Source organism: Streptomyces sp. iso_384, assembly GCF_056172905.1.
Genome location: NZ_JBWBTT010000001.1, coordinates 538057 through 554349, shown reverse-complemented (window position 1 = coordinate 554349; position 16293 = coordinate 538057). Strand labels below are relative to the sequence as shown.

Here is a 16293-nt window from a genome sequence, read left to right as displayed (position 1 = left end):
GACGCGAGCAACTGAGGACAAGCCCTCGGCCTATTAGTACCAGTCAGCTCCACCCGTTACCGGGCTTCCACATCTGGCCTATCAACCCAGTCGTCTACTGGGAGCCTTAACCCTTCAAGAGGGTGGGAATACTCATCTCGAAGCAGGCTTCCCGCTTAGATGCTTTCAGCGGTTATCCTTTCCGAACGTAGCCAACCAGCCATGCCCTTGGCAGGACAACTGGCACACCAGAGGTTCGTCCGTCCCGGTCCTCTCGTACTAGGGACAGCCCTTCTCAATATTCCTACGCGCACAGCGGATAGGGACCGAACTGTCTCACGACGTTCTAAACCCAGCTCGCGTACCGCTTTAATGGGCGAACAGCCCAACCCTTGGGACCGACTCCAGCCCCAGGATGCGACGAGCCGACATCGAGGTGCCAAACCATCCCGTCGATATGGACTCTTGGGGAAGATCAGCCTGTTATCCCCGGGGTACCTTTTATCCGTTGAGCGACAGCGCTTCCACAAGCCACTGCCGGATCACTAGTCCCGACTTTCGTCCCTGCTCGACCCGTCGGTCTCACAGTCAAGCTCCCTTGTGCACTTACACTCAACACCTGATTACCAACCAGGCTGAGGGAACCTTTGGGCGCCTCCGTTACTCTTTAGGAGGCAACCGCCCCAGTTAAACTACCCATCAGACACTGTCCCTGATCCGGATCACGGACCCAGGTTAGACATCCAGCACGACCAGAGTGGTATTTCAACGACGACTCCACAACCACTGGCGTGGCCGCTTCAAAGTCTCCCACCTATCCTACACAAGCCGAACCGAACACCAATATCAAACTATAGTAAAGGTCCCGGGGTCTTTCCGTCCTGCTGCGCGAAACGAGCATCTTTACTCGTAGTGCAATTTCACCGGGCCTATGGTTGAGACAGTCGAGAAGTCGTTACGCCATTCGTGCAGGTCGGAACTTACCCGACAAGGAATTTCGCTACCTTAGGATGGTTATAGTTACCACCGCCGTTTACTGGCGCTTAAGTTCTCAGCTTCGCCGACCCGAAAGTCAGCTAACCGGTCCCCTTAACGTTCCAGCACCGGGCAGGCGTCAGTCCGTATACATCGCCTTACGGCTTCGCACGGACCTGTGTTTTTAGTAAACAGTCGCTTCTCGCTGGTCTCTGCGGCCACCCCCAGCTCACCGAGTAAATCGGATCACCAGTGATGGCCCCCCTTCTCCCGAAGTTACGGGGGCATTTTGCCGAGTTCCTTAACCATAGTTCACCCGAACGCCTCGGTATTCTCTACCTGACCACCTGAGTCGGTTTAGGGTACGGGCCGCCATGAAACTCGCTAGAGGCTTTTCTCGACAGCATAGGATCATCCACTTCACCACAATCGGCTCGGCATCAGGTCTCACCCTTAACGTGTGACGGATTTACCTACCACACGGGCTACACCCTTACCCCGGGACAACCACCGCCCGGGCTGGACTACCTTCCTGCGTCACCCCATCGCTTACCTACTACAAGTCTGGTTCATCGGCTCCACCACTACCCTCAACTCCGAAGAGATCGGGCCGGCTTCACGGACTTAGCATCGCCTGATTCAGTACTGGGCGTTTCAAAGCGGGTACCGGAATATCAACCGGTTGTCCATCGACTACGCCTGTCGGCCTCGCCTTAGGTCCCGACTTACCCTGGGCAGATCAGCTTGACCCAGGAACCCTTAGTCAATCGGCGCACACGTTTCTCACGTGTGTATCGCTACTCATGCCTGCATTCTCACTCGTGAACCGTCCACAACTCGCTTCCGCGGCTGCTTCACCCGGCACACGACGCTCCCCTACCCATCCACACAGGCGTTGGCCCTATATGTGTGAATGACACGACTTCGGCGGTACGCTTGAGCCCCGCTACATTGTCGGCGCGGAATCACTTGACCAGTGAGCTATTACGCACTCTTTCAAGGGTGGCTGCTTCTAAGCCAACCTCCTGGTTGTCTCTGCGACTCCACATCCTTTCCCACTTAGCGTACGCTTAGGGGCCTTAGTCGATGCTCTGGGCTGTTTCCCTCTCGACCATGGAGCTTATCCCCCACAGTCTCACTGCCGCGCTCTCACTTACCGGCATTCGGAGTTTGGCTAAGGTCAGTAACCCGGTAGGGCCCATCGCCTATCCAGTGCTCTACCTCCGGCAAGAAACACACGACGCTGCACCTAAATGCATTTCGGGGAGAACCAGCTATCACGGAGTTTGATTGGCCTTTCACCCCTAACCACAGGTCATCCCCCAGGTTTTCAACCCTGGTGGGTTCGGTCCTCCACGAAGTCTTACCTCCGCTTCAACCTGCCCATGGCTAGATCACTCCGCTTCGGGTCTAGAGCGTGCAACTCAAACGCCCTATTCGGACTCGCTTTCGCTACGGCTTCCCCACACGGGTTAACCTCGCTACACACCGCTAACTCGCAGGCTCATTCTTCAAAAGGCACGCAGTCACGACTGACAGCACAAGTACTGCCAGCGACGCTCCCACGGCTTGTAGGCACACGGTTTCAGGTACTATTTCACTCCGCTCCCGCGGTACTTTTCACCATTCCCTCACGGTACTATCCGCTATCGGTCACCAGGGAATATTTAGGCTTAGCGGGTGGTCCCGCCAGATTCACACGGGATTTCTCGGGCCCCGTGCTACTTGGGTGTCTCTCAAACGAGCCGTTGATGTTTCAGCTACGGGGGTCTTACCCTCTACGCCGGACCTTTCGCATGTCCTTCGCCTACATCAACGGTTTCTGACTCGTCTCACAGCCGGCAGACTATGAAAGAGAGATCCCACAACCCCGAATGCGCAACCCCTGCCGGGTATCACACGCATACGGTTTGGCCTCATCCAGTTTCGCTCGCCACTACTCCCGGAATCACGGTTGTTTTCTCTTCCTGAGGGTACTGAGATGTTTCACTTCCCCTCGTTCCCTCCACACTGCCTATGTGTTCAGCAGCGGGTGACAGCCCATGACGACTGCCGGGTTTCCCCATTCGGAAACCCCCGGATCAAAGCTTGGTTGACAGCTCCCCGGGGACTATCGTGGCCTCCCACGTCCTTCATCGGTTCCTGGTGCCAAGGCATCCACCGTGCGCCCTTAAAAACTTGGCCACAGATGCTCGCGTCCACTGTGCAGTTCTCAAACAACGACCAGCCACCCATCACCCCACCCTTCACAGGCGAGTTCACTGGGGCCGGATCAGAAGGACAGCCATTCCGGCCGCACCCTCAGACACCCAACAACGTGCCCGACACAACCGATCTCTCACCACGTTCCACGCCGAAGCAGTACTAGCAGTAATCAACCTGTCGTGCCGAATAGTCAACGTTCCACCCATGAGCAACCAGCACCGAACATTCGCCGGTGTACTGGCCTCTGACCAAACCGAAGCCTGGTAAGAAGTGCTCCTTAGAAAGGAGGTGATCCAGCCGCACCTTCCGGTACGGCTACCTTGTTACGACTTCGTCCCAATCGCCAGTCCCACCTTCGACAGCTCCCTCCCACAAGGGGTTGGGCCACCGGCTTCGGGTGTTACCGACTTTCGTGACGTGACGGGCGGTGTGTACAAGGCCCGGGAACGTATTCACCGCAGCAATGCTGATCTGCGATTACTAGCAACTCCGACTTCATGGGGTCGAGTTGCAGACCCCAATCCGAACTGAGACCGGCTTTTTGAGATTCGCTCCGCCTCGCGGCATCGCAGCTCATTGTACCGGCCATTGTAGCACGTGTGCAGCCCAAGACATAAGGGGCATGATGACTTGACGTCGTCCCCACCTTCCTCCGAGTTGACCCCGGCAGTCTCCTGTGAGTCCCCATCACCCCGAAGGGCATGCTGGCAACACAGAACAAGGGTTGCGCTCGTTGCGGGACTTAACCCAACATCTCACGACACGAGCTGACGACAGCCATGCACCACCTGTATACCGACCACAAGGGGGGCACCATCTCTGATGCTTTCCGGTATATGTCAAGCCTTGGTAAGGTTCTTCGCGTTGCGTCGAATTAAGCCACATGCTCCGCTGCTTGTGCGGGCCCCCGTCAATTCCTTTGAGTTTTAGCCTTGCGGCCGTACTCCCCAGGCGGGGAACTTAATGCGTTAGCTGCGGCACCGACGACGTGGAATGTCGCCAACACCTAGTTCCCAACGTTTACGGCGTGGACTACCAGGGTATCTAATCCTGTTCGCTCCCCACGCTTTCGCTCCTCAGCGTCAGTAATGGCCCAGAGATCCGCCTTCGCCACCGGTGTTCCTCCTGATATCTGCGCATTTCACCGCTACACCAGGAATTCCGATCTCCCCTACCACACTCTAGCTAGCCCGTATCGAATGCAGACCCGGGGTTAAGCCCCGGGCTTTCACATCCGACGTGACAAGCCGCCTACGAGCTCTTTACGCCCAATAATTCCGGACAACGCTTGCGCCCTACGTATTACCGCGGCTGCTGGCACGTAGTTAGCCGGCGCTTCTTCTGCAGGTACCGTCACTTTCGCTTCTTCCCTGCTGAAAGAGGTTTACAACCCGAAGGCCGTCATCCCTCACGCGGCGTCGCTGCATCAGGCTTTCGCCCATTGTGCAATATTCCCCACTGCTGCCTCCCGTAGGAGTCTGGGCCGTGTCTCAGTCCCAGTGTGGCCGGTCGCCCTCTCAGGCCGGCTACCCGTCGTCGCCTTGGTAGGCCATTACCCCACCAACAAGCTGATAGGCCGCGGGCTCATCCTTCACCGCCGGAGCTTTTAACCCCGTCCCATGCGGGACAGAGTGTTATCCGGTATTAGACCCCGTTTCCAGGGCTTGTCCCAGAGTGAAGGGCAGATTGCCCACGTGTTACTCACCCGTTCGCCACTAATCCACCCCGAAAGGCTTCATCGTTCGACTTGCATGTGTTAAGCACGCCGCCAGCGTTCGTCCTGAGCCAGGATCAAACTCTCCGTGAATGTTTACCCGTAATCGGGTGCACACATCACGAGAGCGGAACAACCGGTCGGAATAAGACCCGTTGTTCACAGCGTCCTCGCTGTGTAATTGCCTACCCGGTCACCGAAGTGAACCCGGTAGGACTTTCAAAGGAACCACCAACCTGCCGAAGCAGGCCGGGGTATCAACATATCTGGCGTTGACTTTTGGCACGCTGTTGAGTTCTCAAGGAACGGACGCTTCCTTCGGTCCCGTTTCACCGGGGCCCTCCGGGCGCTTCCCTTCGTTCTTGCGTTTCCGACTCTATCAGACTCTTTCGTGTCCGATTCCCGGCCGAAGCGGGTCAAGCGGTTTTCGCTTTCCAGGTCCTTCGCTTTCGCGTTTTCCCTTTCCGGCGAGTCCGACTCTATCAGATCCTTTCGGGCCTGATTCCCAGTCAGCGGGGCTTGTCTTCCCGGCCGTTGGGCCGTTCCGACGAGTGAGACTTTAGCGGAATCCTGCCCCCCGACGCTAATCGGGGTGCGTTCCTTCGAACGCGGATTCCTCATTTCGCGAGAGCACACGAAAAAGCATGCGACACGAGGTCGCGTGTTCTGTCGTGGTTACTGCGGAATGGCTGTCCGGGGACCGACCGGGGTCGGCGCTCACGTCGGACAACTCGGAGCACACTACGGATCTGCCGGGGGCGTGTCAACCCCCGGCGGGAGCCGTGGGTCAGCCGTTGCCGGAGGCCAGTTCGCGGCTGCGGTCGCGGGCCGCTTCCAGGGCGGCGATGAGGGCCGCGCGTACTCCGTGGTTCTCCAGTTCGCGGATGGCGCTGATGGTCGTGCCGGCCGGGCTGGTGACGGCCTCGCGGAGCTTGACCGGGTGCTCGCCGCTGTCGCGGAGCATGACGGCGGCGCCGATCGCGGCCTGGACGATGAGGTCGTGGGCCTGGGCCCGGGGCAGGCCGAGCAGGATGCCCGCGTCGGTCATGGCCTCGACCAGGAAGTAGAAGTAGGCGGGGCCGGAGCCGGAGAGGGCGGTCGCCGCGTCCTGCTGGGACTCCGGTACGCGCAGGGTCTTGCCGACGCCGCCGAAGATCTCCTCGGCGGCGGCGAGGTGCGTACCGGTGGCGTGGCTGCCCGCCGAGATGACGGACATGCCCTCGTCGACGAGGACCGGGGTGTTGGGCATGACCCGCACGACCGGGGTGTCCGGGGTGAGCCGGTCCTCGATGAACGCGGTGGTGATGCCGGCCGCGGCGCTGATGACCAGACGGTCGGCGGTGACGTGCGGTGCGAGTTCGTCCAGGAGCTTGCCCATGTCCTGCGGCTTGACCGCGAGGATGAGGATGTCGGCGTTCTTGGCCGCCTCCGCGTTGGTGACGGACTCGACCCCGTACCGCGTGTGCAGTTCCTGGGCCCGGTCGCTGCGGCGGGTGGTCACCAGGAGGTCGGCCGGTCGCCAGCCCGCCCGGATCATCCCGCTGAGCAGGGCCTCGCCGATCTTGCCGGTGCCGAGGACTGCGACTGTCTGGGTCATGCGTTCACCCTCCGGGCGGTGCTGGGCTGTGCTCTTCCCGTCATCCTCGCATCGGGGTTCTCACGGCGTACGGCGGCGGAGGGTGATCGCGCCGAGGCAGAGGACCAGCAGGGCGCTTCCCGCGACGATCGCGATGTCGCGGACGAAGTCGCCGGTGATGTCGGCGTGGTGGAGGACCTGGTTCATGCCGTCGACGGCGTACGACATGGGCAGGACGTTCGAGATCGCCTCCAGGACGGGGTGCATCGCCTCGCGCGGGGTGAACAGGCCGCACAGCAGGAGCTGGGGGAAGATCACCGCCGGCATGAACTGGACCGCCTGGAACTCGGACGCGGCGAACGCGGAGACGAACAGGCCGAGCGCGGTGCCGAGCAGGGCGTCGAGCAGCGCGACCAGGAGCAGCAGCCAGGGCGATCCGATGACGTCCAGGCCCAGCAGCCAGATGGAGACGGCCGTCGCGAGTGCCGACTGGACGACCGCGACGGCGCCGAACGCCAGGGCGTAGCCGGCGATCAGGTCGCCCCTGCCGAGCGGGAGGGCGAGGAGGCGTTCCAGGGTGCCCGAGGTGCGTTCGCGCAGGGTGGCGATCGAGGTCACCAGGAACATCGTGATCAGCGGGAAGATCCCGAGCAGTGAGGCCCCGATGGAGTCGAAGGTGTCGGGGCTGCCGTCGAAGACGTAGCGGAGCAGGGTGATCAGCAGGACCGGGACGATCACCAGGAGCGCGATCGTGCGGGCGTCGTGGGCCAGCTGGCGCAGGACGCGGCCCGCGGTGGCGGTCGTACGGGACGGGGTGATCGGGCGGGCCGGGGCGGCCTTGCTCGTGAGGCGGGCCGGCGTGGTGGGAGCGGTGGCCGTCATCGGGACGCCTCTTCCTCGGTGATGGGCGCGGTCTCGTCGACCAGGCGGAGGAACGCCTCCTCGACCGTGGCCGTGCCGGTGCTGTGGCGCAGGGCTTCGGGGGTTTCCTCGGCGAGGATGCGGCCGTCCCGCATCAGGAGGAGGCGGTGGCAGCGTTCGGCCTCGTCCATGACGTGGGAGGAGATGAGGAGGGCGGTGCCCCGGTCGGCGGCCAGGCGGTGGAAGAGGTCCCAGAGGTCGCGGCGGAGCACGGGGTCGAGCCCGACGGTCGGTTCGTCCAGGACCAGCAGGTCCGGGCTGCCGAGGAGGGCGACGGCCAGCGAGACGCGGCTGCGCTGACCGCCGGAGAGCGCGCCCGCGAGGGCGTCGGCATGGGTGGTCAGGTCGACGTCGCCGATGGCGCGGGTGACGGCGTCTCTTCGGGCGTCCCGGTGGGCGCGGCCGGGGTGCAGGACGGCGGCGAAGTAGTCGAGGTTCTGCCGGACGGTGAGGTCGGTGTAGACGGAGGGCGCCTGGGTGACATAGCCGATGCGGGGGCGCAGGGCCGGGTCGCCCGCGGGGTGGCCCAGGACGTCGAGGGTGCCGGTGACCTTGTCCTGGGTGCCGACCACCGCCCGCATGAGGGTGGTCTTGCCGCAGCCCGAGGGGCCGAGGAGGCCGGTGATGCTGCCGGGGCGGACGGTGAAGTCGAGGGCGCGCAGGACGGTGCGGGCGCCTCGGACGACGGTGAGGGCGTGGGCCTTGATCGCCGGGGGTGGTGGTGGCGGGTCCGGGGGGCCTTGAGGGGTGGTCGGCGCCGCACCTTGCTCGTAATTCATCATGTGATGAATTCTTCGCCCGATACTGCCGTTCGTCAAGGGGTGCGGGGGCGGACACACGACTGAGCCCGCCGACGGTGTCGGCGGGCTCAGTCGTGTGTGAAGCGGGTCGTCCGTACAGCAGGTCGTGAGTGGAGCGAGTTGTCCGTGGGGCGGGCTCGTCCTCAGGTGCGCTTGGGGCGCTTGCGCCCGGATGACGTGCGGGCCGCCGGATTGCCGGTGCGGGTCGAGCGCCGCTTCTCGAACTGGGCGCGGGCCTTCTCGTACTCGGTACGGCGCAGCTTCTCGCCCGGGGCCTCGGTGAGCGAGCGGACGAAGTAGGCGAGCAGCGAGCCGATGAACCCGATCGACTTCAGGCCGCGCAGGGCGTCCTCGCGGGCCGGGTCCTTCGGGCGGGCGCCGAAGCCCTCCCAGGTCTTGCGGAACGCGATGGCGCTGCAGATGGAGAACATCGCGATCACCAGTATCCCGACGAGGCTCCCGACCTCCGCGATCTCCAGCCCCTGGTAGGCGAAGCGCAGGATGAAGCAGGCGGCCACGGCGGCGGCCAGCGAGCCGACGGCGACGCCGGCGCGACGGAGCCCGTAACCGCCGTCGTGGTCGACCCACGTCGTGCCGAAGAAACGGATCGGCTCGGGCCGCGGGCCCGGAGCCGTGGGGGCGCCGCCGGAGGGGGTTCCTCCGGCGGGCGGGGTGCCGGGGGCTGCGCTGTTCTCGCTCACGGGGTCGATTATCCGCCATGCCCCGTCGCCCCCGGCCCCGCGGCGCCGGGACCGGTCGGTTCAGTCGCAGCGCGGTGCGATGTAGCCGTCGCGGCCGGTGTAGACGTACGCGTCCGCGACGAACTGGCCGTTGGCGATGTTGTCCCAGAGGTTCGACGTGCCGTACGGGCCGGTGACCCGCTCCCCCGGCTTCTGGCAGTAGATCGGGATCTTCTGTCCGTACGGCAGGGTCCGGACGATGCGGTAGCTGGTGCCCGGTCCGGTGCGGACGTTGACCCGGTAGCCCGGGGCGATCGGGTAGCGGGTGCCGCTCGCGGTGGTCTCCACCTCCAGCGCGGCCGCCGTCCCCTCCGTCCCGTCCTGGGCGGGCACCGCGGTGGGTTCCGCGGTGGGTTCCGCGGTGGGTTCCGCGGTGGGTTCCGCGGTGGGTTCCGCGGTGGGTTCCGCGGTGTGCTCTTCAACGCCCATGTGGGCCTCCCCCGTTGAGAAACGCGTACGCCAAGCGCGTACGACGCGCAGGCTAGCAAGCCCCGTGCCTCTCGCACGCACCATCGACTAGGCTCCGTGCGTCGCATGCGCACGAACACACGGGGGTGGGCGATGCCGCCGCTGCGAGAGCCCGGAGCGCATCCGGAAGCGGAGTTTCCGCAGTACGCCGGCACCTACCGTCTTGAGGCCTGTCTCGGCTCGGGCGGCATGGGGGTCGTGCACCTGGCGCGCTCGGCCTCGGGGATGCAGCTCGCGGTGAAGGTGGTGCATGCGCCGTACGCGGCGGATCCCGAGTTCAGGGCGCGGTTCCGGCAGGAAGTGGCGGCCGCGCGGCGGGTCAGCGGGGCGTTCACCGCGCCGGTCGTCGACGCCGATCCGGAGGCCGGGCGGCCCTGGATGGCCACCCTCTACATTCCCGGGCCCACGCTCGCCGAGCAGGTGAAGCGGAACGGCCCGATGGCCCCCGCCGAGCTGCGCAGGCTGACCGCCGGGCTGGCCGAGGCGCTGCGGGACATCCATCGGGCGGGCGTGATCCACCGCGATCTGAAGCCGAGCAACGTCCTGCTGACCGACGGCGGCCCCAAGGTCATCGACTTCGGGATCTCCCGGCCGTACGACAGCGATCTGCGCACCGAGACGGGCAAGCTGATCGGCTCGCCGCCCTATATGGCTCCCGAGCAGTTCCAGCGGCCGCGCGAGGTCGGGCCGCCGGCCGACGTGTTCGCGCTGGGCGCCGTGATCGTCCACGCGGCGACGGGCCGGGGGCCGTTCGACTCGGACAGCCCGTACATCGTGGCGTACCAGGTGGTGCACGATCAGCCGGACCTCGGCGGTGTGCCGGAGGATCTCGCGCCGCTGGTCGCCCGGTGCCTGGCGAAGGACCCGGCCGACCGGCCGACGCCGGGCGAGGTGATGGAGGCGCTGCTGCCCCCGTCGTACGAGGCGGCCGCGTTCGTACCGGCGCAGCGGCGGCGAGCGGCGGTCGCGGCGGCGGTGCCGGCGGAGGAGCGGGAGGGTTCGGAGGAGGACACGCATGTGCGCGCCGCGCCCGCGGTCCGGCGCCGGTGGCTGCCGCGCTCCCGGGTGGTCGTGGTGGCGGTGCTGCTTCTGCTGGTGGCGGGGGCGGGCGCGGGGGCGTACGCCGTGTGGGGCGGTGGTGAGGCGGGCGCGGGGCGCGCTGCGCCGGGGCGCGTCGGTGCCGAGGGCGGCGAAGGTGCCGGGGACGCCGGGGCCTTCGCTCCTTGGCGTACGGAGTTGCGGACGGCCGGGAGCGCCACGCCCGTCTGCTCCACCGCCGGGCCGGGTGGCGCGCTGTACTGCTCGGTGGCCGGGACCGGCACGGCCAGGATCGATCCGGCGGACGGGCGCGTGGTGTGGTCGGCCCGCTCGTCCTCGCCCCGGTCCGCCCACGCTCCGATCGTCTCGGGCGGGGTCGTGCTGGCCACCGGGCCGGACGGGAAGCTGCGCGCGTACGACCCGGTGAAGGGCACCGTCGTCCGGGACACCGCGCTGTCCGCGAGCCCCGGTGGCACGTTCCCGGCCGGCGACACGCTGCTGGCCGTGGCGGACGACGGCACGGTGACGGCGCTGGACGGTGCGAGCGGGGCGGTTCGCTGGAGGGGGCCGCTGGCGCAGCACACGCGGCCCGACTTCGCCCTCTACGACGCGGCGTCCGGGCTCGCCTACGCCTTCGAGCACGCGCCGTCCGGCACGTCGACCCTGGTCACCGCGGTGGATGTGGTGAGCGGCCGGGTGTCCTGGCAGCGGCGGCTGGACGGGGTGCTCACGCCGGTCGGCACGGCCGACGCCGGGGAGCTGGTGCTGACGGCGATGGACGAGAACTCTGACACCGCCGAGCTGGTGCGGTACGCCCCCGGGAGCGGTGCGTCCGCCCGGGTCACACTGCCGTTCACCCTGGACGGGCCGCAGGTGGTGATGGCCGGGGACGTCGCGTATCTGCTGGCGCGGGGCGGGTCGCTGCTGGCCGTCGACACGGGGTCGGGCGGCGGTGCGAAGGCGGAGCTGTGGCGGCTGGAGACGGGGGTCGGGCGGGCTTCCGCGCCGGTGCTTGGGGAGGGCGGGCACCTGTACTTCTCGGCCGCGGACGGGCGGCTGCTGGCCGTCGACACGGGCCGGGGCGCGTTGGTGGGGCAGACCCGGGCGCGGCTGAGCGGCGGGAAGCTGGCGTACGCGTCCGACCTGCCCGCCCCGGTGACCGCGGGGCGGACGGTCGTGGGGTCGGCGCCGGACGGGTCGGTGTTCGCGGTGGACGGGGCGGATCCGGGCGGCTGGTGAGGCCCGGTCCGCCCTCGGGCTCCCGGGGCTCCGCCCCGGACCCCGCTCCTCGATCCCGGGAGGGGCTTGCACGCGGAAGGGCTTGAGGAGCGGGAGGCGTCAGCCGAGCTTCGAGACGTCCCGGACCGCGCCGCGGTCCGCGCTCGTCGCCATCGCCGCGTAGGCGCGCAGCGCCGCCGACACCTTGCGGTCGCGGTTCTTCGGCGCGTACACGCCGTTCAGCGCCGCCCTGCGGGTGGCCAGTTCGGCGTCGTCGACGAGCAGTTCGATGGAGCGGTTCGGGATGTCGATCCGGATCCGGTCGCCGTCCTCGACGAGCGCGATGGTGCCGCCGGAGGCCGCCTCGGGCGAGGCGTGGCCGATGGAGAGGCCCGACGTACCGCCGGAGAAGCGGCCGTCGGTGACCAGCGCGCAGACCTTGCCCAGACCCCGGCCCTTGAGGAACGAGGTGGGGTAGAGCATCTCCTGCATGCCGGGGCCGCCGCGCGGACCCTCGTAGCGGATGACGACGACGTCGCCCGGCTCGATCTCCTTGCGGAGGATCTTGTCGACGGCCTCGTCCTGCGACTCGCAGACGACGGCCGGGCCCTCGAAGGTCCAGATCGACTCGTCGACGCCGGCCGTCTTCACGACACAGCCGTCCACGGCGAGGTTGCCCTTGAGGACGGCGAGGCCGCCGTCCTTGGAGTACGCGTGCTCGACGTCGCGGATGCAGCCGCCCGCCGCGTCCAGGTCGAGGGTGTCCCACCGCTCGGACTGCGAGAAGGCGGTCGCGGAGCGGACGCATCCGGGGGCGGCGTGCCACAGCTCGACGGCCTCGGGGGACGGGGAGCCGCCGCGGACGTCCCAGTTCTTCAGCCACTCGGCGAGGGTGTCGGAGTGCACCGAGTGCACGTCCTCGTTGAGCAGGCCGCCGCGGTGGAGCTCGCCGAGGAGGGCGGGGATGCCGCCGGCGCGGTGGACGTCCTCCATGTAGTACGTACCACCGGGGGCGACGTTCGGGGCGACCTTGGAGAGGCACGGGACCCGGCGCGAGACCTCGTTGATGTCGTCGAGGTCATACGCCAGCTGCGCCTCCTCGGCGGCGGCCAGCAGGTGCAGGATCGTGTTGGTCGAGCCGCCCATGGCGATGTCCAGCGCCATCGCGTTGTCGAACGCGGCGCGGGTGCCGATGGAGCGCGGCAGGACCGTCTCGTCGTCCTGCTCGTAGTAGCGCCTGGTGATGTCGACGACCGTGCGGCCGGCGTCCTCGTACAGCGCCTTACGGGCGGTGTGCGTGGCGAGGACGGAGCCGTTGCCGGGGAGGGAGAGGCCGAGGACCTCGGTCAGACAGTTCATCGAGTTGGCGGTGAACATGCCGGAACAGCTGCCGCAGGTGGGGCAGGCGTTCTCCTCGATACGGAGGATGTCCTCGTCGGAGACGGACTCGTCGACCGCGTCGCTGATCGCGTTGACCAGGTCGAGTTTGCGGACCGTGCCGTCGACGAGGGTGGCCTTGCCGGCCTCCATCGGACCGCCGGAGACGAAGACGGTCGGGATGTTGAGGCGCATGGCGGCCATCAGCATGCCCGGGGTGATCTTGTCGCAGTTGGAGATGCAGATCAGCGCGTCCGCGCAGTGCGCCTCGACCATGTACTCCACGGAGTCGGCGATCAGGTCGCGGGAGGGCAGGCTGTAGAGCATGCCGCCGTGGCCCATCGCGATGCCGTCGTCCACGGCGATCGTGTTGAACTCTCGCGGGACCGCGCCCGCCGCCAGGATCGCCTCGGAGACGATCCGGCCGACCGGGGCGAGGTGGGTGTGGCCGGGGACGAACTCGGTGAACGAGTTGGCGACGGCGATGATCGGCTTGCCGATGTCCGCGCTCGCTACGCCCGACGCGCGCATAAGGGCGCGCGCGCCCGCCATGTTGCGTCCGTGGGTGACCGTGCGGGACCTCAGCTGGGGCATCGTCGCTCGCTCCTTCGGCAGGGGGACTGCCTCCGACAGTGAAAGAAAAGACTGCCTTCGAGCGTACGCCCCGGATCCAAGATCTGGACAGACCGTCCGGAATACGGGACGTGACGGTCGGCGGGCGGTCAGCCCCCGCCCGGCTTCGGCTCTCGCCCGGCTTCAGCCCTCGCCCAAGTATCGCTGGAGCGTGGGGGCGACCATCGCGACGATGTCCTCCGGGTCGGCGGAGGCGAGCGGCTCGGCGCGGACCACGTACCGCAGCATCGCGATGCCGAGCATGTGCGAGGCGGCCAGCTCGGCGCGGAAGGTCGGGTCCGGTACGTCCAGCTCGGCCGCGACCCGCTCCAGCAGCCGCCGCAGCACGAAGTCGCGCAGGACGTTCGCCGCCGCCTCGTGGGTGACCGCGGAACGCAGGATCGCCAGGAGGGGCGTACGGGTGCCGGGGTCCTCCCACACGGCGAGGAAGAAGCGCGCCAGCCGCTCCCCCAGGTGCTCCGGCGGGCCGCCGAGCACGGTGGGGATGACCAGGGCGGGTTCGAAGGTGACCTCGACGGCGGCGGCGAAGACCTCGTCCTTCGTGCCGAAGTAGTGGTGGACGAGGGCGGCGTCGACCCCGGCGGCCTTGGCGATGCCCCGGATCGACGTCTTGTCGTAGCCCCGCTCGGCGAACTCCGTACGGGCCGCCTCCAGGATGCGCGTCCGGGCGTCGGGTCCTTCGGACGCGGCCCGGCGGGAGGGGCGGCCCCGGCGGCGCGGGGCGGGTGCGTCCTCGGTCACGGGCGGCGGATCCCGGAGGTCGGGTCGGCCGCGGCGGTCGTGGCGGCCGGGTCGTCGGCGCCGGCGGTCGCGGAGGCCAGGTGGAGGCGGGTGAAGGCCAGCGCCTCCGCGAGATCGGCCTCGCGTTCGGCGGAGGACATCGCGCGGCGGGTGTTGACCTCGATGACGACATGGCCGTCGAAGCCCGTGCGGGCCAGCCGCTCCAGCAGTTCCGCGCACGGCTGGTCGCCCCGGCCGGGCACCAGGTGCTCGTCCTTGGCCGAGCCCTTGCCGTCGGCGAGGTGGACGTGGGCCAGCCGGTCGCCCATCCGGTCCACCATGGCGAGCGCCTCGGTGCGGGCGGTCGCGGTGTGCGAGAGGTCGACCGTGAAGTGCCGGTAGTCGTCGTTGGTGACGTCCCAGTCGGGGGCGTACGCGAGCATCTCGCGGTCCCGGTACCGCCAGGGGTACATGTTCTCGACGGCGAACCGGACGTCCGTCTCGCCGGCCATCCGCCAGATCCCGGTCACGAAGTCACGGGCGTAGTTGCGCTGCCACCGGAACGGCGGATGCACCACGACGGTGGACGCCCCGAGCTTCTCGGCGGCGGCCTTCGCCCGCTGGAGCTTGACCCACGGGTCGGTGGACCAGACCCGCTGGGTGATCAGGAGGCAGGGGGCGTGCACCGCGAGTATCGGCACCTGGTGGTAGTCGGAGAGCCGGCGCAGGGCCTCGATGTCCTGGCTGACGGGGTCGGTCCAGACCATGACCTCGACGCCGTCGTACCCCAGGCGCGCGGCGATCTCGAAGGCCGTCGCGGTGGACTCGGGGTAGACCGAGGCCGTTGACAGGGCGACCTTCGCATCGGGGATGCGCACCAATGGTTCTGCCACCTGGACAGCGTACGGGCACCGGTGCGCCGCGCCGAGGGCTCCTGGCGGAAAGTGATCAGGGCCATGGGCCCCGGAGGTGTGTCACCCGGGCAGCGCGGCCCGTTCCGCCGGGAGGTGGTCCAGGCGGCGCAGGATGACGCCCTCGCGCAGCGCCCACGGGCAGATCTCCAGCTCCTCGACGCCGAACAGGTCCATCGCGCCCTCGGCCACCAGCGCCCCGGCGAGCAGCTGGGCGGCCCGGCCCTCGGAGACTCCGGGGAGCCGGCCGCGCTCCTCGACGGTCATCGCCGCCAGCTTGGGCACCCAGTCCTCCAGCGCCTTGCGGCTCAGCGAGCGCTGGACGTACAGGCCCTCGGTGGAGCGGGCGGCCCCGGCGATCCTGGCGAGCTGCTTGAAGGTCTTGGAGGTGGCGACGACGTGGTCGGGCCGGCCGGCCCGGGCGAACTCGCCGACCGTCCGCGCGATGCTGGCCCGTACATGCCGGCGCAACGCCCTGACCTGTTCGGGGTCGGCCGGGTCGTCCGGCAGCCAGGCGCCGGTGAGGCGGCCCGCTCCGAGCGGGAGGGAGACGGCGGTGTCGGGCTCCTCGTCGATGCCGAAGGCGATCTCCAGGGAGCCGCCGCCGATGTCCAGCACGAGGAGCTTGCCCGCCGACCAGCCGAACCAGCGGCGGGCGGCCAGGAAGGTCAGCCGGGCCTCCTCCTCACCGCTGAGAACGGCGAGGTCGACGCCGGTCTCCAGCCGTACGCGCTCCAGCACCACGTCCGCGTTGGTCGCCTCGCGCACCGCGGAAGTCGCGAAGGCGAGCACGTCCTCGCACCCCTTGTCCTCGGCCGCCTGGACCGCGTCGGCGATCGTCGCCACGAGCCGGTCCACGCCGAGCGGGCCGATCGCGCCGGTCTCGTCGAGGAGTTCGGCGAGCCGGAGCTCGGCCTTGTGCGAGTGCGCGGGCAGCGGGCGGGCGCCGGGGTGGGCGTCGACCACCAGCAGATGAACCGTGTTCGATCCCACGTCGAGGACTCCGAGTCTCATACGG

At 67.6% G+C, this 16293-nt stretch carries 10 protein-coding genes and 2 rRNA genes; 1 reads left to right on the top strand and 11 read right to left on the bottom strand.

Annotated features, from left to right (window positions below):
- Positions 1-13 precede the first annotated feature (13 nt).
- The 7 genes from AC0VY3_RS02520 to AC0VY3_RS02490 form a co-directional block, all read right to left on the bottom strand.
- Positions 14-3138 (bottom strand): 23S ribosomal RNA (locus tag AC0VY3_RS02520).
- A gap of 302 nt (positions 3139-3440) precedes the next feature.
- Positions 3441-4966, bottom strand: a 16S ribosomal RNA gene (locus AC0VY3_RS02515).
- Together the 16S and 23S rRNA genes form the textbook arrangement of a ribosomal RNA operon.
- Positions 4967-5660: 694 nt before the next feature.
- A complete protein-coding gene (gene proC / locus AC0VY3_RS02510) occupies positions 5661-6470 on the bottom strand; it encodes a pyrroline-5-carboxylate reductase (RefSeq protein WP_103511581.1) in 810 nt (269 codons plus the stop codon).
- A gap of 60 nt (positions 6471-6530) precedes the next feature.
- On the bottom strand, positions 6531-7331 hold the full coding sequence (locus AC0VY3_RS02505; RefSeq protein WP_475548791.1) for an ABC transporter permease: 801 nt from the start codon (positions 7329-7331) through the stop codon (positions 6531-6533).
- The gene (locus AC0VY3_RS02500) at positions 7328-8152 is read right to left on the bottom strand and encodes an ABC transporter ATP-binding protein (RefSeq protein ID WP_475548790.1); all 825 of its coding nucleotides are present in this window, start codon (positions 8150-8152) and stop codon (positions 7328-7330) included. Before AC0VY3_RS02500 ends, AC0VY3_RS02505 begins: the two co-directional genes overlap by 4 nt.
- Before the next feature lie 161 nt (positions 8153-8313).
- On the bottom strand, positions 8314-8871 hold the full coding sequence (locus AC0VY3_RS02495; RefSeq protein WP_103511584.1) for a hypothetical protein: 558 nt from the start codon (positions 8869-8871) through the stop codon (positions 8314-8316).
- Positions 8872-8931: 60 nt separating this feature from the next.
- Positions 8932-9339, bottom strand: coding sequence for a PT domain-containing protein (locus tag AC0VY3_RS02490; protein ID WP_475548789.1), 408 nt, complete (start codon positions 9337-9339; stop codon positions 8932-8934).
- Positions 9340-9471: 132 nt separating this feature from the next.
- Between AC0VY3_RS02490 and AC0VY3_RS02485 the strand changes: the two genes are divergently transcribed.
- Positions 9472-11655, top strand: coding sequence for a protein kinase domain-containing protein (locus AC0VY3_RS02485; protein ID WP_103511586.1), 2184 nt, complete (start codon positions 9472-9474; stop codon positions 11653-11655).
- A 99-nt stretch (positions 11656-11754) separates the two neighbouring features.
- Here the strand turns inward: AC0VY3_RS02485 and ilvD are convergent, their stop codons facing one another.
- The 4 genes from ilvD to AC0VY3_RS02465 all read right to left on the bottom strand — a co-directional run bounded on the left by ilvD (position 11755) and on the right by AC0VY3_RS02465 (position 16289).
- Entirely contained in the window at positions 11755-13605 is a 1851-nt protein-coding gene (gene ilvD / locus AC0VY3_RS02480) for a dihydroxy-acid dehydratase (RefSeq protein WP_103511587.1), read from the bottom strand.
- 162 nt (positions 13606-13767) lie between these two features.
- A complete protein-coding gene (locus AC0VY3_RS02475; protein ID WP_103511588.1) occupies positions 13768-14385 on the bottom strand; it encodes a TetR/AcrR family transcriptional regulator in 618 nt (205 codons plus the stop codon).
- A complete protein-coding gene (locus AC0VY3_RS02470) occupies positions 14382-15245 on the bottom strand; it encodes a sugar phosphate isomerase/epimerase family protein (protein ID WP_103511589.1) in 864 nt (287 codons plus the stop codon). Before AC0VY3_RS02470 ends, AC0VY3_RS02475 begins: the two co-directional genes overlap by 4 nt.
- 93 nt (positions 15246-15338) lie before the next feature.
- Positions 15339-16289: a Ppx/GppA family phosphatase gene (locus AC0VY3_RS02465; protein ID WP_103511590.1), complete on the bottom strand. Its 951-nt coding sequence runs from the start codon at positions 16287-16289 to the stop codon at positions 15339-15341.
- Positions 16290-16293 lie beyond the last annotated feature (4 nt).